This is a genomic window from Cryobacterium sp. TMB3-10 (assembly GCF_004402305.1).
Lineage (GTDB): Bacteria > Actinomycetota > Actinomycetes > Actinomycetales > Microbacteriaceae > Cryobacterium > Cryobacterium zongtaii.
In genome coordinates this window covers 42,662-63,432 of the sequence record NZ_SOGH01000005.1, presented here as the reverse complement: position 1 = coordinate 63,432, position 20,771 = coordinate 42,662, and the positions used below count along the sequence as shown (strand labels likewise).

The following is a 20,771-nucleotide window of genomic DNA, read 5'->3' as shown; positions in this document are numbered from 1 at the left end:
CGCTATAGCGGGCGCGGTAGACCACAGCAGGTGCGGTGACGACCTGCTGGAAGGTCGAGGCGGCGTTCCCCGGCGCAGCAGCCCGCTCACTGCCGGGCCATGATGATACGGAACCGCTCCTCCGGGTCGATGAAGTGGTCGTTGTTGTCGTCGCCCAGGTCGATCTGCACCCAGTTGATCCGACCGCTGAACCGGCTGCTCGCTGTGGTGTAGTCGGCCGTGACGGGGGTGCCGGATTGGTAGCCCACATCGGTGGTCTCGTCGGCCGAGAAGATCATCGCCTGGGTGGCGCCCACCCGGCCGGTGCCCACGGGCTTGCCGTCGTAGTAGAGCGTCACGTCGCCGCCCTTGCCGAGCCCACCGCCGTCGTAGGCGAACTCCATCCGCACCTGGCACTGTCCCGCGGGGATCGGCAGCTCGGCCTCGGTCCTGAACTCCTGGATGCCGAGGACGTTGTACACGAACGTGGCCCGGCCGGCCTGGGCATAGAGGCTCCAACCCCCGAACCTGCCGCCCTGGGCGATGATCACGCCATCCGCCCCGCCTTCGGCTATGACCAGTTCGGCCGTCACCGAGAACGACTTGTTCTTGATGCTGACCACGCTGTTCTCCGACAACCGGCCCATGCCGGCGAACAGGAGTTGGCTGTTCCCCCTGATCAGGGTCGGCCGGCCGGCCACCTCCGGGGTGGCCCGTTCAACGCCGCGGTCGTCGATCGGCAGCACGTTGTACTTGGTGGCCTCGATCAACCAGAGCCTCTGCAGTTTGGCGAGTAGCTCCGGATTCTCGGCGGCCAGGTTCCGGGCCTGGCTGTAATCGGTGTGGCCGTCGTAGAGCTCCCAGACATCGTCGTCGAAGGCGGGAATCTCGCCGCCGATCATGATCCAGGGGGTGCGGTGCTTGGTGACCGCGCTCCAGCCCTTGTAGTACAGGCCACGGTTGCCGAACATCTCGAAGTACTGCAGGTCGTGACGTTCCGCGGCGGCCGGCTCGTCGAAGGTGTACAGCATGCTGACACCTTCCATGGGTGACTGCTGCACGCCGTTGACCATCGTCGGCTCGGGCAGGCCGGCGGCCTCGAGAATTGTCGGGGCGATGTCGATGCAGTGGGTGAACTGCTCGCGCAGCCCGCCCTTCTCGGCGATCCCGGTGGGCCAGTGCACGATCGTGCCGTTGCGGGTGCCGCCCCAGTGCGAGGCAACCTGCTTGGTCCACTGGAAGGGGGTGTCCATCGCCCACGCCCATCCCACCGCATAGTGGTTGTAGGAGCTGGGGCTGCCGAACTCGTCGATTTTGGCGGCCATGAATTCCGGCGTCTCGAGCGCCGCCATCCCGTTGAAGTTCGCCATCTCGTTGAACGCCCCGTTGACCGTGCCCTCCGCGGATGCTCCGTTGTCACCGATGATGTAGTAGATGATGGTGTCGTCGAGGATGCCGAGCTCGGCGACGGTGTCGATCACCCGGCCGACGTGGTGATCGGTGTGTTCCATGAACCCGGCGTAGACCTCCATTTCCCGCTCAAGCGCGGGCTTGAGCTCGGCGGGCATGTCGTCCCAGGCGGGAATCTCAGCGTGCCGTGGGGTGAGAAGCGCGTCGGCGGGGATCACTCCGAGTTCCTTCTGCTTGGCGAAGGTGCGTTCGCGCTGCACATCCCAGCCGTCGGCGAATTTCCCGGCGTACTTGTCCGCCCATTCCTTGGGCACGTGGTGGGGCGCGTGGGTGGCGCCGGGCGCGAAGTACACGAAGAACGGTTTGTCGGGCATCAGGGCCTTCTGCGAACGGATCCAGTTGCTGGCGTGATCGGCCAGGTCTTCGGTGAGGTGGTAACCCTCCTCAGGGGTCGCCGGAGGTTCCACCGGGGTCGTGCCGTTGTAGAGCGCGGGATCCCACTGATTGTTCTCACCGCCGATGAAGCCGTAGAAGGTCTCGAATCCGCCCCCGGCCGACGGCCAGGCATCGAACGGGCCCATCGGTGAGGACTGCCACACGGGCACCTCGTGGCACTTGCCGAACTGGGCGGTGGAGTAACCGTTCAATTTGAGGGTCATCGCCAGCGGCGCCTTGGTGTTCGGCCGCAACGAGCTGTTGCCCGGCGCCGAGGTGGCCGTCTCGGTGATGCTGCCCATCCCCACCGAGTGGTGGTTGCGTCCGGTCAGCAGCGCCTGCCGGGTGGGTGCGCACAGCGCCGTGGTGTGGAAGCGGTTGTAGATGAGCCCGTTCGCGGCGAGTTTCTCGGCGTTGGGTGTGGCGCAGGGGCCGCCGAAGACGCTCGACGCGCCATAACCGGCATCGTCGATCAGGATGACGAGCACGTTCGGTGCGCCCGCCGGTGGCCGCAACGGCTCGATCGGCGGGTATTGCGTGTCGGGGTCCTTCGCGTCGTAGGTGGTGAGTCCGGGTGCAGGGCGGTCGGGAATTGGCAGCATCGAGCGGGCATGGCGGTCGGGATTCGTCACGGGGGCCTCCTGGGTCTCTCGGGTGAAAGTAGCCCGGCGGAGGTGGCGGCGACATCACCCCTTAGTGATGAGGTCGGGCCGAGCGCCCGGTCATCCGGCGCTGCTGTAGTGGCTGACCGCGCATCGCCAGCGGCCGTCCCGGCGCATGGTGGCCCTGGCCTATTCGAACCGGGAGGTCGGGTTGCAGCTCTCGCTGCCGAGGGGACCGTGAAACGGCATGTGTCCAACATCTTCACGAAGCTCGATGCGACCTCCCGCATGGGTGTCGTGCGCCGCGCGGTCACCCTCGGCCTGGTGGGTTAGTGCCGAAGCCCCGGTGCCGACCGGGCTGCGTATGGTGGAAGCATGCTCGTTATCTCGAACGACCCGCGCGCCGAACTCGCGGCGCTGTGCGAGCGTGGGCTGGACTGGGGGACCGGCCGAAGCCGCGACCTTCCCGATCTGGGCAGCGCTCGCCGGGCCGCGGTTCTCGTGCTGTTCGGTGTGCTGGATGCGGTGCCGGCGCAGGCGCCCGCCGGCACAGACCGGGTTCCGAGGGATCTCGACGTGCTGTTGCTGCGCCGTGCCTCCACCCTGGGCAGTCACCCGGGTCAGATCGCCTTCCCGGGCGGCCGGCTCGAAGCATCCGATGCGGGCCCGATCGCGGCGGCGCTGCGGGAAGCCGTCGAGGAGACCGGGTTGGACGCAGCCGGCCTCGAACCCCTCGGCACGCTGCCCGCAATGCCGGTGCCGGTGAGCAACCATCTCGTCACCCCGGTGCCGGCCTGGTGGACCCGACCCTCCCAGGTGGCCGCGATGGACCATGCCGAAACCGTGGATGTCTTCAGGGTGCCCGTGGCGGATCTGCTCGACCCGGCCAACCGGGCGAACACCGAGCACACCGTGGGCGACGCCGTCTACCGGGCGCCGGCGTTCACCGTGGGTGACCGGCTCGTCTGGGGTTTCACCGCGATCGTGCTCTCGCGCATGTTCGACGAGCTCGGCTGGGCCGACCCGTGGGATCACGATCGGATCGTACTTCCCGGCCGGTAACCGGCGCGCTTGTGTCCGGGCGCGCGGTGCTGCTCCTCGGCGCCAGGTGGTGCTCGGTGCACCACGTGTGGCCCACCGCGCCCGCTATAGCGGGCGCGCTCGGCCACAAGGGGTGCAGAAACGGCGAGACCGGGTACGCCTTCCGCAGCGATCTTCGCGCGGCGAAGCACCGTGGCGTTCGCCGCGGACGAGCTCTCACCCGTACGGATGGTCAGCACGGACGTTGCCATGCCGCCACTGCCGGCGGACGACGGGGCTTGCTTTCTACGCCCTGTCCGGGCCGGGCCCGAACGAGTTCACGCTGGTGATCTTCGGGTCTGGCTGTGCGTCGAGGCCGACGCAGTACCGGCGAGAGCGTGGACAACCTCGACGCGATCATGCTCGGCTAGTGCGAGTCCTCGGCCTTGGTGATCGGCTCGCCGTCGACCCGGCCACGATCGGCCTTGGCGGCGTCCCCTCGGGTCTTGGCCAGGCTCGCGACGGTCGCGACGGTGACCGTGGCGGCGATGAAGACCAGCGAGAACCAGATCGGGATCTCGGGCACCCACAGCACCGGCTCGCCGCCGTTGATGAACGGCACCTCGTTGACGTGCAGGGCGTGGAAGACGAGCTTGAGGCCGATGAAGGCGAGGATCACGGCCAGGCCCTGGGACAGGTAGACCAGGCGCTCGAGCAGTCCGCCGATGAGGAAGAACAGTTGGCGCAGGCCCATCAGCGCGAAGGCGTTGGCGGTGAAGACGATGTAGGCCTCCGAGGTGAGCCCGTAGATCGCGGGGATCGAGTCGATCGCGAAGACCAGGTCGATGAAGCCGATCGCGATGATGGTGAGCAGCATCGGGGTGACATAGCGTTTGCCGTTGATCTTGGTGGTGAGCTTGTCGCGGTCGTACTCCTCGGTGACCGGCAGAACCCGGCGGGCCAGCCGCACAAAGAGGTTGTCGGCCGGATTGCTGTCGTGGCCCCGCACCTGCATGTATGCCAGCACGAACAGCAGCGCACCGAAGAGATAGAACACCCAGGAGAAGTTCTCGATCAGGGCCGCGCCCACGGCGATGAACCCGCCACGCATGATCAGGGCGATGATGATGCCGAACATCAGCACCTTCTGCTGGTACGCCTTGGGCACCGAGAACGCGGCCATCACGATGAGGAACACGAAGAGGTTGTCGATCGACAGCGCCTTCTCGGTGAGGTAGCCCGCGAAGTACTCGCCGCCGTACCGCCATCCGGACACCACGCCGATGCCGACCCCGAACAGCAGGGCAAGGCCGATGTAGAAGGCCGACCAGCGGGCGGACTCGCCCACCGTGGGCTCGTGCGGCTTCCGCACGTGCGCGAAGAACTCGTAGGCGAAGAACGCGATCGTCACGCCGATGGTGATGATCCAGGTCAGGGGAGTGATATTCAAGGAAGGCTCCATGACAGGGGGTTCGCTTGGTGCTCCCCGTGCACCTTCCAGACTAAAGCATTGCTCACTAACCCGCTAAGAGTGCGCGTCGGTGAGCTCCGTCAGCAGCGCGAAGCCGTGGCGGTCGACCGAGCGTGAGGTGGCGGTGAGCACAACCACCCCCGTGCCGGCGGCCCGGTCCAGGCCGAGCCAGGAACGGAAGCCGCCGGTGGCGCCGTCGTGCCAGGTGATCGATCGGCCCCTGACCGACAGGGTGATCCAGGCCGCCCCGATGTTCACCCCACGGCGGGCGATCGGCGCCACCGGATCGAGAGCCGAGATCCCGGGCGCGGATCCCTCCAGCAACGCCTGGGTGAGCCGGGCGAGATCGGTGATCGACGAACGGATGCCGCCGGCCGGTGCCACCGCCTCTCCAGTCCAGGCCGGCCGCGGGCGGCCCGACCGGCTTGTGCCCTGCAGCGCGCTGGGTCGCAGCTCGGCCGGTGTCGCGGGTGCGTACATCGACGTGAGACCCAGCGGCTCGGTCAGTCGCTCCCGCAGCAGGGTTGCGTAGTCGAGGCCCGCGCTGCGGGCGACGGCATGGCCAAGCAGTTCGAAGCCGAAATTGGAGTAGCGCCGGCGCGTGGAGGAGAGTCGCACGGTGCGCGCCTGTGTCAGCAGTTCGGTGAGATCTTCGCCGTAGGGGTTCTCCCCGGTGCGCAGGAACCGCAGGGCGCGACGTAGCGGCTGCGCCGAGCGCGGAAGGCGGGGTAGTCCAGACTCGTGCTTGCTCACGGCCGCGAGCCGGAGAGGCCCGGCCGGGCCCTGCGGCAGGGGGAGCAGATCACCCAGAGTGGTCTCTGCGCCGATCTCGCCGAGCTCACAGGCCTGACGGTAGAGCAGACCGGTGAGGCCCTTCGAGATGGAGCCGATTTCGAAGTCGGCGTCGAGCCCCGCGCCTACGCTCGCCAGCACCACTCCGCCGGGGGAGACCTGGGCGACGGCGGCCACCGGATGCCTGGGGCCCAAATGTTGCCGCAGCCGTGCGGCCAGCCCGGCGTCACCATCCGTCGCAGCCCTCGTCATGGGTTGATGATAGGGCGGCTACGGCGAAAGGCGGGGATTCTCGCGACACACCGTCAATCCGGCGAGCGGATGAGGGGTGTCGGGATAATCCCCGCCCGTGGGTGAGCTGGTGTGACCTAGTAGCGGCGCGGCGGGCGCTCGGAGCGGTCGCCCTGTTGAGGCCGGTCGTTGCGGCCGGCCGAGGCGCCGTTGTCGGCGTGGATCTCGATCAGCTTGCCGCTGATGCGGGTCGCCGAGAGGCGGCCCAGCACATCGCTGGTCAGGTCGGCGGGCAGGTCCACCAGGGAGTACTCGGGCAGGATCTGGATCGCGCCGAAGTCTTCCCGGCTCAGGCCACCCTCGTTGGCGAGAGCGCCGACGATCTGGCGTGGTTCCACCTTGTGACGCTTGCCGACCTCGATGCGGTACGAGGCCATGGCGCGGCTGCTGTCGCGTGAGCGGCGTTCGGGGCGTTCGCTGCGCAGCGGGCGGTCATCCCGGCTGCCGCGGTCATCGCGGCTGCCCCGGTCGTCCCGACGGTCGTTGCGTGCGGGCCGGTCGCGGTCGCGGTGCTCGGTGCGCTCCCGGTCGAAACGCGCCGCAGCACGCACGTCGTCGGCGTTGAGCAGCAGCGGGGTCTCTCCTTGGGCGACCACGGCGAGTGCGGCGGCGACGTCGGCCTCGGGCACGTCGTGGTGCTCCACGTAGTGGCCCACGATGTCGCGGAACACGGCGATGCGAGCGGTCTCCTCCAGCGCAGCGGTGATCGCGTCGTCGAACCGGGCGAGCCGGGTGACGTTGACGTCTTCGACGCTGGGCAGCTGCATCTGGGTGAGCGGCTGGCGGGTGGCCCGCTCGATGGCGTTGAGCAGGTGACGCTCACGAGGGGTGACGAAGCTGATCGCGGCGCCGCTGCGGCCGGCGCGGCCGGTGCGGCCGATGCGGTGCACGTACGACTCGGTGTCAATCGGGATGTCGTAGTTGATGACGTGGCTGATGCGCTCCACGTCGAGGCCGCGGGCGGCGACATCCGTGGCGACGAGGATGTCCAGCTTGCCGCTCTTGAGCTGCTCCACGGTGCGCTCACGCTGCACCTGGGGCACGTCGCCGTTGATGGCGGTGGCGGAGTAGCCACGTGCACGCAGCTTCTCGGCGAGCGTCTCGGTCTCGTTCTTGGTGCGGGTGAAGACGATCATGCCCTCGAAGTTCTCCACCTCGAGGATGCGGGTGAGCGCGTCCACCTTCTGCGGGTAGGAGACCAGCAGGTAACGCTGGGTGGTGTTGACCGAGGTCGTGGTCTTGTTCTTGACCGTGATCTCTTCGGGGTCATTGAGGTACTGCTTGGAGATGCGACGGATCTGCGCGGGCATGGTGGCGGAGAACAGGGCCACCTGCTTGTCGTCCGGGGTGTCGGCGAGGATCGTCTCGACGTCTTCGGCGAAGCCCATCTTGAGCATCTCGTCGGCCTCGTCGAGCACCAGGTACTTGAGCTGGGTGAGGTCGAGGGTGCCCTTTTCGAGGTGGTCCATGATGCGGCCGGGAGTACCGACGACAACATGAACGCCCCGGCGCAGCGCCGACAGCTGGATGCCGTAACCCTGTCCGCCGTAGACGGGCAGCACGTGCACGCCCTTCATGTGGGCGGCGTACTTCTCGAAGGCCTCACAGACCTGCAGGGCGAGTTCGCGGGTGGGGGCGAGCACCAGGGCCTGCGGGCTCTTCTGGGACATGTCGAGGCGGGAGAGGATCGGCAACGCGAAGGCGGCCGTCTTGCCGGTGCCGGTCTGGGCGAGTCCGACGACGTCGCGGCCGTCGAGGAGCGGCGGAATGGTGGCAGCCTGGATGGCCGACGGAGTCTCGTAGCCTACGTCTTTGAGGGCTTTGAGTACGGAGTCACTGAGCCCAAGCTCGGAGAACGTGATGGTCGGGCGGGCAGTGGCTGCCTCGGTCGGTGCAGTTGAATCAGGAGGCGTCATAGTACTACGGTAGCCGGTCGAAGTGCTCACCCCGTTCGGGAGCGAGAAATCCGTGCCGTGTGATCATGTCGTCGACGGCATTTCGGGCTCATTGACGGTCCGCCTGGCTTGAGAGTCCAGGCTCTCGTGCAGTGCGGCGGCGAGAACGGCGATGTCCACGTCGTGGGATTGGCCGGGGAGTTCCACGTGCCTGCCGTTCGGCAGGGCGGTGGCCAGGGCCCTGGCCGATTCGCGGATGAACTCCGGTGCGAATTCGCCGCTGAGCACCACCGCGGGGACCTGGACGGCTTCGATCCGGTCGTAGGGGAGTAGGCCGTCGCCGAGAACAGCATCGTCGTAGGCGAGCGTCGGGGCGATCGCCTCGAACCCGGCCCACATCGGCGTCTGCCGCATCCCCTCGATCTGCTCGGCGGGCATGCCCACCCGGGCCAGGAAGAGGGCCATGGCGTCGCCGCGGCGCCCGGCGGCCAGCGCGGCGGCGAGCTTCCGGGAGTAGGTGGTGACGACGGAGTCCAGGTCGATGCTCACCGGCACCTCGTAGGCGGCCAGCTCGCTGACCGCCGCACCGAGCTGGGCGGCGGCCGCGAGTGCCAGGGCGCCGCCACTGGACATGCCGAAGAGGGCCGCGTGACCGCCGGCCGACCGGATCAATGCGGCGATGTCATCGATCTCCCGGTCGACCGAGAACGGCAAGGTGTCGCCGCTGGCGCCGCGGCCGCGTCGGTCGTAGACGTACACGGTGAAGCTGTCGGCCATCAGGGCGGCCAGAGGGCGCATCGGCCCGGCGTCGCGGTAGCAGGTGGCGCCGTCCACCAGGATGAGGGCGGGCCCGGTACCGAGACTGTCGAAGGCGATCGTGGTGCCATCGCGCGACCTGACTGTGGGCATGGTGTCTCCTTCGATGTCTCGACGGGTCCGCTGTCACTGACCGCGCCGCTGCTCGCTCACACCGTGCCACCGGGTGAGGGCGGCGGTCAACCGCTGGCGCCGGAATATCTGTCGGGTCTGCACGGACGTGCTCAGCCTTGGGCCGTGTTGTGCCCACGCCTCTGGAGCGGATCGCGGGAGGATGTCTGCATGGCCACTACTGAGCAACAGCCCTGGGTTAAGCACTATCAGCCGGGCGTGCCCGCCGAGATCGATTACCCCACCACCTCGCTCGTGGAGATGCTCGAGCACGCGGTCGCCGAGGCCGGCGACCATCCGGCGCTCGAGTTCTTCGGACGCCGCACCAGCTACGCGGAACTCGGCGCCCAGATCGACAAGGCTGCCGAGGGGCTGCGCCTGCTCGGGGTGCGGGCCGGCGACAGGGTCGCGCTGATCCTGCCGAACTGCCCGCAGCACGTCGTGGCGTTCTACGCCGTCCTGCGCCTGGGCGGCGTGGTCGTGGAACACAACCCGCTCTATACGTCACCGGAGCTGCGGCACCAATTCGAAGACCACCAGGCCCGCATCGTGATCGCCTGGGACAAGGTCGCCCCGACAGTGCGCGCGTTCCCGGCCGACATCGAGATCGACCACATCGTCTCGGTCAACCTGCTGCAGGCTTTCCCCACCGTGAAACGGTTGGCCCTCTACCTCCCGGTGAAGAGTCTGCGCGAGTCCCGGGCGGCTCTCACGGGCTCGGCGGCCGGTACGACCCCGTGGAAGGGCCTGTTCAGCCACGGCCGCATCGACCCGACCCACCCCCGTCCGGCGCTGCACGACCTGGCGGCCATCCAGTACACCTCCGGCACCACCGGTCGCCCCAAGGGTGCGATGCTGACCCACTACAACCTGCACTGCAACGCGTTGCAGGGCGAGGCCTGGATGCACGGCGCCGAGTACCGCAAGGAGGTCTTCTACGCGATCCTGCCGATGTTCCATTCGTTCGGCCTCACGTTGTATCTGACCTACGGCATCCACAAGCAGGCCCTGATCGTGTTGTTCCCCAAGTTCGATCCGAAGACCGTGCTCGACACCATGAAGAAGACCCCCGCAACTGTGTACTGTGCGGTGCCGCCGATCTACGAGCGCACCGCGCTCGCCGCGAAGGAACGTGGCATCTCGCTGCGCTCCTGCCGCTTCTGCATCTCGGGAGCGATGAACCTGCCCGACCATGTCGTGGAGCTGTGGGAATCGGTGTCGGGCGGACTGCTGGTGGAGGGCTTCGGCATGACCGAGGCATCGCCGGTGGCGATGGGCAACCCGTTCCACCCGACCCGCCGCCCCGGTACCGTCGGCATCCCGTTCTCCTCGACCCTGATGAAGGTCACCGACCCCGATGACCCGACCGTTGAGGTGGAGCAGGGCCAGCCCGGAGAGTTGCTGCTCAAGGGTCCGCAGGTGTTCAAGGGCTACTGGAACAACCCTGAGGAGACCGCCAAGACCCTGACGCCGGACGGCTGGCTGCGGACCGGGGACATCGTGACCGTGGACGAAGACGGGTTCTCCACCATCGTCGACCGGGCCAAGGACCTGATCATCACCGGCGGCTTCAACGTGGCGCCCACCGAGGTGGAGACTGTACTGCGCTTGCACGCGTCGGTGACGGATGCCGCCGTGTTCGGCAAGCCGCTGGAACGTGGCGGTGAAATGGTCGTCGCCGCGGTCGAGCTCGAACCCGGCGCGACGCTGGACGAAGAGGCCCTGCAGGACCACTGCCGGGAGCACCTGGCCGCATACAAGATTCCCCGCCGGATCGTGCAGATCACCGACACCCCGCGCACGATGCTCGGCAAGGTGCTGCGCCGCAAGGTGCGCGAGCAGGTGCTGCCCACCCTCTGACCCACCTTCACCCATCGCGGGTGACGCGAGCGCTGCCGGAGGGCTGGACACTGACACCTCCGGCAGCCGGAGACGACGGCGCACACCGGTTCCTTGCCCGGCTGTGCTCATCGTTCGCATCATCCAAGCGAAATGGAGTGGGTTATCACTGACACCATCGATGAACTCGGGCCGGTGGACTGGATCGTCGTGGAGTTTCCGGGCAGCACCTTCAACGGGTCGATTGCGCCGGAGATCACGTCGCTCGTGGACCGGGGCCTGGTGAAGATCCTGGACCTGCTGATCCTGACGAAGGACGCGGACGGCGCACTGGAAATCGCTGAACTCTCGGATCTCGAGGACGGCCAACTCGGTGAACTCCGCGCCTTCGAAACAGAACTGGCCACCCTCCTCAGCGAGGAGGACGTGATCTCCGCGGCCGAGGCCATCGAGCCAGGCAGCACCGCGGCGCTCCTGGTTTGGGAGAACCTCTGGGCCGCCCCGTTCGGCGCGTCGGTGCGTCACGCCGGCGGTCAGCTGGTGGCCAGCGGGCGCATTCCGGTGCAGGCTCTGCTCGCCGCCATTGAAGCCGATGACACGGAAGGAGCCTGACATGCCACTCGCACGCAGACGGGTCGGTCGCCCAGGGGTGATCGGGGCACCCGTGGCCCGCACCGCAGCCACAGTGGGAACGGCGGCCGTCGTCGCCCACGGAGTACGCCGCCGCGGCGACCGTCGGGATGACCGGCGCGACGACAGGCGCGACCGTTGATCCGCTGAGTCCTTGACTCCACGACACTCAGCGATATATCGTTGAGTGTCGTGGAAGTTCCGCGACGCGTGCTCGCTACACCCGCGAAGCACGACCTCGCGAAAGGACGAAAACGATCATGAAGCGCTTTCACCACACCCACCAGCCGGAGTCCGGCAGCCCCGAGTTCGGTGCCCCTGATTGCGGCCCGGGGATGAGCCGCGCCCACCACGACTCGCCCCAGGGCCACGGTCGTGGTTTCGGCCGGGGATTCGGGCCCGGCGGGCCCGGCTTCGGCGGCTTCGGCCCCGGCTTCGGCCCCGGCGGTCCCCGTGGCTCACGTCGCGCCAACAAGGGCGACGTCCGCTCCGCGATCCTCTCGCTGCTGGCCGACGGTCCCTCCAACGGCTACGGGCTCATCAGGGCCATCGAGGAGAAGACCGGCGGCGCCTGGCGCCCCAGCCCCGGCTCCATCTACCCGACCCTGCAGCAGCTCGTCGACGAGGAGCTCATCTCACCGACCGGCACCGAGCGCCGCACGGACTATGAGCTCACTGAAGCCGGCCGGGCCTACCTGGCCGAACACGCCGACGACCTCAAGAAGGCGTGGGAGGCCACCCCCGGGCAGTCGGATTCCGACGCCGCCTTCCACGAGAGCGTCGGCAAGCTCTTCGGTGTTGTGCACCAGTTCCGCTCCTCGGCGACCGACACCCAGCGTGCCGCCGCCACCGAGAAGCTCGATGAGGTGCGCCGCGCGCTATACCTGATCCTCGCCGACTGAATGAGGAAGGCCTGACGACATGACAACCGACGACCTGGACAGGGCGCAGGCGGGCCCGGACGATCCGCGTTTGGTGCGCGGGGACAGCGGCCCTGATCTCGTCTTGAGCCGCAGCTTCGCGGTCGACATCGATGGCGTCTGGGCGACCCTGACCGACCCCGCCCGAACGACGGAGTGGTACGGCCCCTGGGAGGGGAAGGGTGCCGCAGGCCACACCATCCGCGTGCAGATGCGCTTCGAAGACGGCGAACCGTGGTTACCGATGCGCGTCGATGCGTGCGAGCGGCCCACCCGCCTGGCCCTGTCGATGCTCGAGGACCAGGGTGACTGGCGGCTGGAACTGGTGCTCGCCGAGACGGCCGGGTCGACCCGCCTGAGCCTGATCCACCATCTCAGTGGGGTGGACAGCTTGGGGGAGATCGGGCCGGGCTGGGAGTACTACCTGGACCTCTTCGCTGCGGCTGTGCGGGGTACGGCTGTGCAGGCGGCTGCAGGGCCCCGCACCGCGCCCGCGTTCGCGGACTACTACCCGGCGCGATCGGCCTTCTTCACCGCTCTGGCCGAGAGCTACACTCGGCGATTTACGCCAATGCCATGACGACCTCGGCGCTGATCCTCGGTCCGATGCTGCGCTACGTCGATACCGACTCCGCCAGTGTGTGGGTCGAGACCGCGCGGGCCGGGCAGGTCACGGTGCGGGCCGATGCCAGGATGTGGTCGGCGCGAACCTTCGCCGTGCACGGGCATCACTACGCTCTGGTGCAGGTCGACGACCTGGCACCGGGCACAAGCTCTCCATACGCGGTCGACATCGACGGCGTGCAGGTCTGGCCGCCGTTGCCATCACGTTTTCCTGCATCCGTCATCAGCACGCTCACGCCAGGCGCGCCCCTGAAGCTGGCATTCGGATCCTGCCGCACCAGCGTGCCGCACGACGAGAAAGGCAACCGCAGCCACGGTGTGGATGCCCTTCGCAGCTACGCGCTGCAGATGGCCGCGCTGCCCGGCCAATTCTCCTGGCCCGACCTCGTGCTCTTTCTGGGCGACCAGGTCTATGCCGACACCACTAGCGAGCAGATGCAGGAGTTCATCCGCGCCCGGCGAGACCTCACCGAGCCGCCTGGCGAGGAGCTGGCCGACTTCGAGGAGTACGCGCACCTCTACGGCCTGGCCTGGTCCGACCCGGCGAACCGGTGGCTGCTGTCGACGGTGCCCACAGCGATGATCTTCGACGACCACGATATCCGCGACGACTGGAACGCGTCGCTCAGTTGGAAGCGCGAGATGGAACAGACCTCCTGGTGGCACGGGAGGCTGGTTTCCGGGCTGGCCTCGTATTGGGTGTACCAGCACCTGGGCAACCTGTCGCCCGCCGACCGGGAGGTCGACGAGATCTGGCGGTTCCTCGCCAGCCACGACGGCGACGCCGAGCTCGACCTCAGCGAGAGGCTCGACGCTTTCGTCGAGCGCGCCGCCGCCGAGCCGGCCAGCTATCGCTGGAGCTACTGCCGGGACTACGGCGACAGCCGGCTGATCGTGATCGATTCCCGCATTGCGCGGCGGCTCGACCCCGCAGACCGGGCCCTGATCGACGACGACGAATCCGGCTGGCTAGACGAGCGGATGCGCGGAGGGTTCCGCCACCTGCTGGTGGGCACGTCGTTGCCCTTCCTGCTGCCGACGGGGCTGCACCATCTGGAGGCCTGGAACGAGGCGACCGCCGAGGGCGCCTGGGGTGCTCCGATGGCCGCCGTCAGCGAGAAGCTCCGCCAGGCCCTCGACCTCGAACACTGGGCGGCCTTCCAGTCGAGCTTTCGCCGGGTGGCGCAGATGGCCACCGACCTGGCCGACGGCAAACGTGGCCCGGCCCCCGACACCATCACGTTCCTCTCCGGCGACGTGCACTACTCCTATGTCGCCGAGGTGGAGCGCAGCTCGGGCAGCCGCATCATCCAGGCCGTCTGTTCGCCGATCCGCAACCCGTTGGCCCTGCCACTCCGGTCGTTCTCGGCCGTGCTGTCCTACGCCATCGCGAACCGGCCCAGCGAGATGCTTGCCCGGTCGGCCGGGGTGCCCGTGTCGCCGCTTCGGTGGCGGGGGATCCGGGGACCGTGGTTCGAGAACTGCCTCGCCAGCGTCTCGGCGACGCCGGCGGGGCTGCGGTTCCGCTGGATCACGGGCGTCGTTCGGGGAGACGGCCGGGCGCGGCCCCGGGTGAAGGAGATTGCTGCCCTCACCATGGCGCCGCGCCGGAACAACGGTGGCTAGGCGCTCGCGAGCCAGAGGTCGGGGCCGAAGACCTCGTAGTGGATGCGGGCGGCCGGGACCCCGGACGCCAGTGCCTGGGCGCGCATCGCCCGCATGAACGGCAGCGGGCCGCACAGGTAGACCGAGGCGTCATCCGGGATGGTCACCGAATCCAGCGACATGAAGCCGTCGTGAGCGGTGTCCAGGGCGCTCGGCGCTTCGAGCCAGAGCTCGAGCTCGGCCGTTTCCAGGATGGCGACGTCGGCGCGCATCTGGTCGCGCAGAGCCCAGCGTTCGATGGTGCTCTCGGCGTGCAGCACCAGCACCTTCCGGTCCGACCCGGTCTCCACCAGCGAGCGCAGGATCGACGCCAGCGGGGTGCAGCCGATGCCGGCCGACGCCAGCACCAGGGGGCCGTTGCCCGTGCTCAGGGTGATGTCGCCGCACGGGTTGGAGAGGGTCAGCTGGTCGCCGACCTGCACGTCACGGTGCAGGACGGGGGAGACCTCCCCGTCGTTGTCCAGCTTCACCGTGAACACCCGGGTCGTGGTGCCGGTGCCGGCCGAGAGCGAGTACTGGCGCACCTGGCGGATCCCATCGGGCATCCGCACCGTGACCCCCACGTACTGGCCGGGCCGGGAGACGGACGCCGGGGTGTCATCGGACGGCACGAGCGTGAACGTCACAGCGTCGCTGCCGGCGGGCTCCCGATGTGTGACCGTCCACGGCGCCAGCGGCTTGTCACTGGCCGCGGCGGCGTACAGGCCGGTCTCCTGCTTGATCAGGGCGTGCGCCATCAGCCAGTAGACCTCGGTCCAGGCATCCGCGATCTCGGCCGTGATGACGTCGCTGAGCTCGGCCGCGATGGACTCGAAGAGGTAGGTGTAGACCACGTCATACTGCTCGGGCAGGATGCCGAGGGAGACGTGCTTGTGCGCGATGCGGGAGAGCATGATCTCCGGCGCACTGGTGGGGTCCTTCACGAGATGCGCGGCGAACGCGGCGATGCTGCCCGCGAGGGCCTGCTGCTGCACACCGCTTTTCTGATTCGAGCGGCTGAACAAGCCGTCGAAAAGTTCGGGATGCGCGGTGAACATGCGGGCATAGAACCCGGTGGCGATGGCGGGCAGCCGTTCGCCGACCAGGGGGAGCGTCGCTTCGATGAGGGGGTGGGACTGGGGGGACAGCATGCAGACTCCTGGTGGGTGGGGACGTAGTACGGGGTGGACGGGGAGTCTCACGCTAACAATCGCTACCCCCGTTCGGGGGAGTCCAAAGCCTCTAGTGACGCCGATGACCGATACCGGACGCGGGTCGCCGGCGGCTCCGGGGCGACGGGGCCAGACTGGCCGCACGTCTACCGTCGTGCACCTGGTTCGCTCGCTCGCCGCGCCGCTCACCCGCACCCGACTATTCAGGGTCCTCGCGCCGTCGGTCCTACCTCCGATCGAACGAGTCCTGCACAGGCTCAGCGCCGGGCGAGTGGTGCATCTGTTCGTCCTGCGGCCTGTTTTCTCCCACGAATCGTGGTTTTTATCCACCTGGCGGCTGACATTTCAAGGGGGTTGCGGAAAATCTTTAACGGGTTTCTGGGTCGCGGTGGGCTCCTCCTTCGACCGGATTGACCGGCTTTCTGAGGCTCGAATCGGGTCCTCATCAGGTATCGAGAAGTGATCCAGTGCACCGCCCAGGACACAATAGGGGTACCCGGATTGGGGGGAACTTCCCGGCAAAAGGTGAGGATCCATGCAGAAACATATTGCAGTGTAGTGACTTCGCCCGGGCGGGCCCCCGCCTGTGGAACGTCGAATAAGAACCGCTTTGCGCCCTCGTACATGCGATTCGCTCAGTGAGAGACATACATAACTGTGACTTCCAGCACTCCAGCAACACCCGAGACACCCGCTACATCCGCAACAGCCGTGATCCCCGCAACGCCCCTCGAGACCCGCGCGTCGAAGACCCATCGCACGCGCGTCACCCGTCGCTCCGCCGCCGCGCTCGCGGTGCTCTCCATCGGTGCGATGGTCGGTACGGGATTTGTGCTGGAGCCGGCGATGGCCGCCCAGAACGATCGTGCAGTCAAAACCGCGGCCGTCTCGGCCGCGCACGTGGAGCAGCTCGAGGCCTACAGCGAGATCAAGCAGGCCCGGGCCGAGAAGGCCGCCACCGACACCATCACCGGCGCGAGCACCGTGATCACCGCTGCCGAGAACAAGGCCGATGCCACCCAGGTGGCGACTCCGGTGGCGATGCTCACCAACTTCAAGTACCTCGCGCCAGAGCGCATCTACGAGCTCGTCGAGCAAACCAACGCAGAGCTGCCGCCCCTGCAGGCCGCAACAGCGGAGTTCGACCGTATCGCCGCCGAGCAGGCTGCCGCTGAGGCCGCTGCTGCCGCTGCCGCGGAGGCCGCTGCCGCCGCTGCCGCCCAGGAGGCCGCCGACGCCGAGGCCGCTGCCGCCGCAAAGGCTGCCCAGGCCGCCAAGGCCGCCCCGAAGGCCAACACTGCTCCCGCTCCGTCGGCGCCGACCAACCCGAGCGGCGCTCAGGCCGTCGCCCGCGACATGATGAGCGCCAAGTACGGCTGGGGCGCCGACCAGTTCGGCTGCCTCGTCAGCCTGTGGGACAAGGAGTCCGGCTGGAACGTGAACGCGTACAACGCCTCGAGCGGTGCCACCGGCATTCCGCAGGCGCTGCCCGGCAGCAAAATGGCCACGGCCGGATCGGACTGGGCGACGAACGCCTCCACCCAGATCTCCTGGGGCCTGGGCTACATCTCAGGTACCTACGGCACGCCGTGCGCGGCCTGGTCCAAGTCCGAGTCTGTGGGCTGGTACTAACCGACCGAGCACAGTCATCACCTGAACGGCCCGCGGGCCAGGTTGGGGGGCACTGCTCCCGGAATCTGATCCGCGGGCCGTTTTCGTGCGGGCGGGATGCGTCGGGTGCCCTGCCCAGCACGGGTCGGCGGGCGTACTCTCGGTGCATGAAACGTGCGCTCGCCTCCGGCCTCGTCTTTGTGCAGATCGTGCTGCTGGTAGGCCTTCTCGTCCTGCCGCATGGCACAGTGTGGCCGGTGAACGGGTTTGTCGTCGCCACAGCGATCGCGCTTATCGCGGTGGGGGTGGCTCTCGCGGTGCAGGGATCCACAACGCTCGGCCCCGCCATGACGGCCAGCCCGATACCGCGCGACGACGCCCCGCTGGCCACCAACGGGGTCTACGCGGTGGTGCGCAATCCCATCTACACAGGGCTGATGTCGGGAGGGTTGGGACTCGTCGTGATCGGCTCTTCCCTCATGCACGTCGTGGTGTGGGTGGCGCTGATCGGGCTCCTGGCCGGAAAGACCCGATGGGAGGAGCAAATGCTCTTCGAAGAGCATCCCGCCTACTCGGACTACGCGGCCAGAGTCGGTCGGTTCCTGCCGGGTGTCGGTCGGATTCGGTGAATGCGGGTATCGATTCGGCCCCGAAATCCGTTACCCCCAACATGACGACACCGCTCTCCATACTTGACCTCGCCCCTATCGCCCCCGGGCAGACCGTCAGGGAAAGCTTCGCCGCCAGTGTCGCGCTCGCCCAGACCGCCGAAAAGTACGGGTACCAGCGGGTCTGGTACGCCGAGCACCACAACATGCCGACGATCGCGTCGTCGGCCACCAGCGTGCTCGTCGGTCACGTCGCCTCCCAGACCTCCACCATCCGGCTCGGATCCGGCGGCGTGATGCTGCCCAACCACTCGCCGCTCACCATCGCGGAGCAGTACGGCACCCTCGCGGAGCTGTACCCCGACCGCATCGACCTGGGCCTGGGCCGGGCTCCCGGCAGCGACCAGACCACCGCCAGGGCGATGCGCCGCGACCCGCGCGCCTCCGACCAGTTTCCGCAGGACGTGATGGAGCTGGCCGCGTACCTGCGCGATGAATCGATCATCCCCGGGGTGCGGGCGGTGCCGGGAGCCGGTACCAACGTTCCGCTCTACATCCTGGGGTCCTCCCTCTTCGGCGCCGGCCTCGCGGCCGCGCTGGGCCTGCCGTACGCGTTCGCATCGCACTTCGCACCCGACTCGCTGTTTGAGGCCGTTGCCACCTACCGGCGCGACTTCAGGCCGTCGGCGCAGCTCGCCGAGCCCTACCTGATGGTGGCCGCCAACGTGATCGCGGCAGACGACGGGGCGGATGCCACGCAGCAGTTCGAGATCATGCGTCGCTCCAGGGTGCGCAGCATGATCGCCCGCGGACCGGCATCGCCGGAGTACTCCGACGACCAGATCGATGCCTTCCTCACCACCACGGAGGGGCGCCGCCTGGCCGACATGATGCGATACACGGCCGTGGGTACCCCCGCGGACGTGCGCACGTTCCTCGAGGAGCTGACCACCTCCACCCAGGCCGACGAATTGATCCTCGCCCACGCGTCGCAGCAGATCGGTGACCGGCTGCGGTCCGTGGAGCTGACCGCCGGCGCGATGGTCGGCGTTCCGGCCTGAGACTTCGCCGAGTGCTGGCTGGTCCGGGAGAAGTCGCTAGTGTCACAGACATGACCCCGGACGCCCTCGTTGAGTTCTGCCTCAGCCTGCCCCAGGCCACCGAGACGTTTCCGTTCGGCGACGAGATCAGCGTCTTCAAGACCAGCGGCAACGGCAAGATCTTCGCCCTCAGCGCGCTGGCCGGTGACCCGTTCAGCGTGTCGCTGAAGTGCGACCCCGAGGAAGGGCGCGCGCTGCGGGAAGAGTTTCCCGGGCATATCCACCCCGGCTACCACCTCAATAAGAAGCACTGGATCACCATCGTGCTCGACGGGTTCGTGGAGGACGAGCTCGTGGAGCAGCTTCTGCGCGACAGCCATGCTCTCGTGCGGCCCAAGGCTCCCCGGGCTCCTCTGGATAGCGCGGAGTAGGGCGCCCGCTAGGAGGCGTCGAGCGCTTCGCCGGTCGGATCCACGGCGGACGTGTCGACCAGCGGCATCCCGCCCAGCGGCACCCCCGCCCAGGACAGCAGCGTCCAGCCCTCGTCGGGTGAGCCGATCAGCTCGACCACGCCGGTGTTGTCCAGGTCGTGGAGCCCGGCGAACATCGGCGGCACGTTGGTTGCCCGAGCCGCGGCCCAGACCCGGATCGCGGCGCCGTGGCTGAACACCGCCGCCGTCGCTCCGCTGGCGGCCGCCACGGCGATGTCGGCGTCGAACCGGGCGAAGAACGCGTGGCCATCCGGCCCGCCGGGCATGCCCACATCGAGGTTGCCGGCTCCCCAGGCGAACACTGTCTCCATGTAGGTGCGGATGGAGGCGTGATCGCTGCGTCGCTCGAGCGCGCCGGCTTCGATCTCGTGCAGTCCGTCGGCCACCTGGATGTCCAGGCCGCGGTCGAGCGCGAGGGGACGGGCGGTGAGTTGGGTGCGATGCAGTGTCGACGCAAATATGGTGTCAATGGAATCGAACCTGAGGGCCTCGGGGATGACGGCCGCCTGTCGTTCGCCGAGCTCGGTCAGGCCCGGGCCCGGGTGGGCGGTGTCGAGTTGCCCGAGCACATTGGCGGGCGTCTGGCCGTGACGGATCAGGAGGAGTCGCATGGTCGTTCCAGCATAGGCACGAGGCGCACGGAGCAATAGCCGGTTGGCCTTGCCGATTGCCCGGAAGCCTCTTAGAGTCGGCGGCGAACACCTGACCGGGGCAACCTGGGTGGAGGCGAGCGTGGACGACAAGAGTGCCGAACCGGCGGCCGCGTCCCTCATCGTGATCGGTGCGATCTGCGGGATCGCGTGGGCGGCAGGGTTCCGCGCCTACATGGTCGAGCTGGTCGGGATCGCCTCGACCTTCGAATGGGACGGCACCTTCGGCGCCATCCTGCTGCCCGGCGCCCTCGCCGGCGCGCTGCTCGGCTGGGCGGAAGCGCTGCGGCGGTCCGGGGGAGCCCGAGGCTGGCGGTGGCTCGCCCTGGCGCCGCTCGCGTTCGCGGTGGCGCCATTGCTGAGGCCGGGAGCGGTCGTGGAGCTGGTGACGACGGGGATCGGCGGTGCTGCGGTGGGCGTGGCCCTGATCGGCATCGGCGGTGGCTACGCCATCTCCGGACGCGGGCGGCTGTGGGGCCGGATCGTAGCCGGTGTGCTCAGCGGTGCGGCGCTGGCGGCGATAGCGCTCATGCCGGCCGCGATCGGCGGTGCCAGGCTGACCGTCACCGAGCCACGCGGCGCCTGGGTGTCCGTGCTCGCCGGTTCGCTGCTTCTCGTGCTGGTCCTCGCATCGTCGATCCCGTTCCGCCGGGTGCTCCGGCAGAGTGCCGGGTAGGAGCGTTCGCTCGACGTTCACCGGGAGTTTTCCTGGCATCGCCA

General features: G+C 68.2%; 20 protein-coding genes. 13 read left to right on the top strand and 7 right to left on the bottom strand.

All coding sequences use genetic code 11. The features are described from left to right. Positions 1–86 precede the first annotated feature (86 nt). Entirely contained in the window at positions 87–2,426 is a 2,340-nt protein-coding gene (locus E3T22_RS02230; protein ID WP_088457945.1) for an arylsulfatase, read from the bottom strand. Between the two features lie 237 nt (positions 2,427–2,663). Between E3T22_RS02230 and E3T22_RS02225 the strand changes: the two genes are divergently transcribed. Both E3T22_RS02225 and E3T22_RS02220 read left to right on the top strand, forming a co-directional pair. Then, entirely contained in the window at positions 2,664–2,759 is a 96-nt protein-coding gene (locus E3T22_RS02225) for a response regulator transcription factor (RefSeq protein WP_134408588.1), read from the top strand. A gap of 42 nt (positions 2,760–2,801) precedes the next feature. After that, a complete protein-coding gene (locus tag E3T22_RS02220; RefSeq protein WP_088455858.1) occupies positions 2,802–3,488 on the top strand; it encodes a CoA pyrophosphatase in 687 nt (228 codons plus the stop codon). A gap of 385 nt (positions 3,489–3,873) precedes the next feature. Here E3T22_RS02220 and E3T22_RS02215 read toward each other — a convergent pair whose 3' ends face one another. From E3T22_RS02215 to E3T22_RS02200, 4 genes are all read right to left on the bottom strand, one after another. After that, positions 3,874–4,896, bottom strand: coding sequence for a TerC family protein (locus tag E3T22_RS02215; protein ID WP_088455859.1), 1,023 nt, complete (start codon positions 4,894–4,896; stop codon positions 3,874–3,876). Positions 4,897–4,971: 75 nt separating this feature from the next. Then, complete coding sequence (locus E3T22_RS02210) at positions 4,972–5,961, bottom strand: serine hydrolase (RefSeq protein WP_088455860.1); 990 nt, start codon at positions 5,959–5,961, stop codon at positions 4,972–4,974. A 116-nt stretch (positions 5,962–6,077) separates the two neighbouring features. Further along, positions 6,078–7,916: a DEAD/DEAH box helicase gene (locus E3T22_RS02205; protein WP_134480684.1), complete on the bottom strand. Its 1,839-nt coding sequence runs from the start codon at positions 7,914–7,916 to the stop codon at positions 6,078–6,080. A gap of 63 nt (positions 7,917–7,979) precedes the next feature. Then, positions 7,980–8,804 carry an alpha/beta fold hydrolase gene (locus tag E3T22_RS02200; protein WP_134480685.1) on the bottom strand — a complete coding sequence of 275 codons (825 nt, stop codon included), beginning with the start codon at positions 8,802–8,804 and terminating at the stop codon, positions 7,980–7,982. Positions 8,805–8,993: 189 nt separating this feature from the next. Between E3T22_RS02200 and E3T22_RS02195 the strand changes: the two genes are divergently transcribed. The 6 genes from E3T22_RS02195 to E3T22_RS02175 all read left to right on the top strand — a co-directional run bounded on the left by E3T22_RS02195 (position 8,994) and on the right by E3T22_RS02175 (position 14,461). Then, positions 8,994–10,682, top strand: a complete 1,689-nt coding sequence (locus E3T22_RS02195) for a long-chain-fatty-acid--CoA ligase (protein ID WP_134480686.1) — start codon at positions 8,994–8,996, stop codon at positions 10,680–10,682. Positions 10,683–10,814: 132 nt separating this feature from the next. Continuing rightward, positions 10,815–11,273, top strand: coding sequence for a DUF6325 family protein (locus tag E3T22_RS02190; protein ID WP_134480687.1), 459 nt, complete (start codon positions 10,815–10,817; stop codon positions 11,271–11,273). 1 nt (position 11,274) lies between these two features. Continuing rightward, on the top strand, positions 11,275–11,433 hold the full coding sequence (locus E3T22_RS18955) for a hypothetical protein (protein ID WP_165787908.1): 159 nt from the start codon (positions 11,275–11,277) through the stop codon (positions 11,431–11,433). A gap of 118 nt (positions 11,434–11,551) precedes the next feature. Further along, positions 11,552–12,193 carry a PadR family transcriptional regulator gene (locus tag E3T22_RS02185; RefSeq protein WP_134408590.1) on the top strand — a complete coding sequence of 214 codons (642 nt, stop codon included), beginning with the start codon at positions 11,552–11,554 and terminating at the stop codon, positions 12,191–12,193. A gap of 19 nt (positions 12,194–12,212) precedes the next feature. Beyond that, entirely contained in the window at positions 12,213–12,791 is a 579-nt protein-coding gene (locus E3T22_RS02180) for an SRPBCC domain-containing protein (protein WP_134480688.1), read from the top strand. Then, on the top strand, positions 12,788–14,461 hold the full coding sequence (locus E3T22_RS02175; protein WP_134480689.1) for an alkaline phosphatase D family protein: 1,674 nt from the start codon (positions 12,788–12,790) through the stop codon (positions 14,459–14,461). Before E3T22_RS02180 ends, E3T22_RS02175 begins: the two co-directional genes overlap by 4 nt. On the opposite strand, the gene E3T22_RS02170 is transcribed toward E3T22_RS02175, so the two are convergent. Beyond that, entirely contained in the window at positions 14,458–15,630 is a 1,173-nt protein-coding gene (locus E3T22_RS02170; protein ID WP_088455868.1) for a globin domain-containing protein, read from the bottom strand. The two genes, E3T22_RS02175 and E3T22_RS02170, sit on opposite strands and share 4 nt — an antisense overlap. A gap of 732 nt (positions 15,631–16,362) precedes the next feature. On the opposite strand from E3T22_RS02170, the gene E3T22_RS19180 reads away from it, so the two are divergent. The 4 genes from E3T22_RS19180 to E3T22_RS02150 all read left to right on the top strand — a co-directional run bounded on the left by E3T22_RS19180 (position 16,363) and on the right by E3T22_RS02150 (position 19,341). After that, positions 16,363–17,283 (top strand): lytic transglycosylase domain-containing protein, encoded by a 921-nt coding sequence (locus E3T22_RS19180; protein WP_174776256.1) that lies wholly within the window; start codon positions 16,363–16,365, stop codon positions 17,281–17,283. A 146-nt stretch (positions 17,284–17,429) separates the two neighbouring features. Next, positions 17,430–17,891, top strand: a complete 462-nt coding sequence (locus E3T22_RS02160; protein WP_103461034.1) for an isoprenylcysteine carboxylmethyltransferase family protein — start codon at positions 17,430–17,432, stop codon at positions 17,889–17,891. A gap of 41 nt (positions 17,892–17,932) precedes the next feature. Then, positions 17,933–18,931, top strand: a complete 999-nt coding sequence (locus E3T22_RS02155; protein WP_134480690.1) for an LLM class flavin-dependent oxidoreductase — start codon at positions 17,933–17,935, stop codon at positions 18,929–18,931. A gap of 50 nt (positions 18,932–18,981) precedes the next feature. Beyond that, a complete protein-coding gene (locus tag E3T22_RS02150; protein WP_134480691.1) occupies positions 18,982–19,341 on the top strand; it encodes an MmcQ/YjbR family DNA-binding protein in 360 nt (119 codons plus the stop codon). A gap of 8 nt (positions 19,342–19,349) precedes the next feature. Here the strand turns inward: E3T22_RS02150 and E3T22_RS02145 are convergent, their stop codons facing one another. Then, positions 19,350–20,012, bottom strand: coding sequence for a histidine phosphatase family protein (locus E3T22_RS02145; RefSeq protein ID WP_088455872.1), 663 nt, complete (start codon positions 20,010–20,012; stop codon positions 19,350–19,352). A 121-nt stretch (positions 20,013–20,133) separates the two neighbouring features. Here E3T22_RS02145 and E3T22_RS02140 point away from each other — a divergent pair, with 121 nt between their 5' ends. Continuing rightward, positions 20,134–20,727, top strand: coding sequence for a hypothetical protein (locus E3T22_RS02140; RefSeq protein WP_088455873.1), 594 nt, complete (start codon positions 20,134–20,136; stop codon positions 20,725–20,727). Positions 20,728–20,771: the final 44 nt, after the last annotated feature.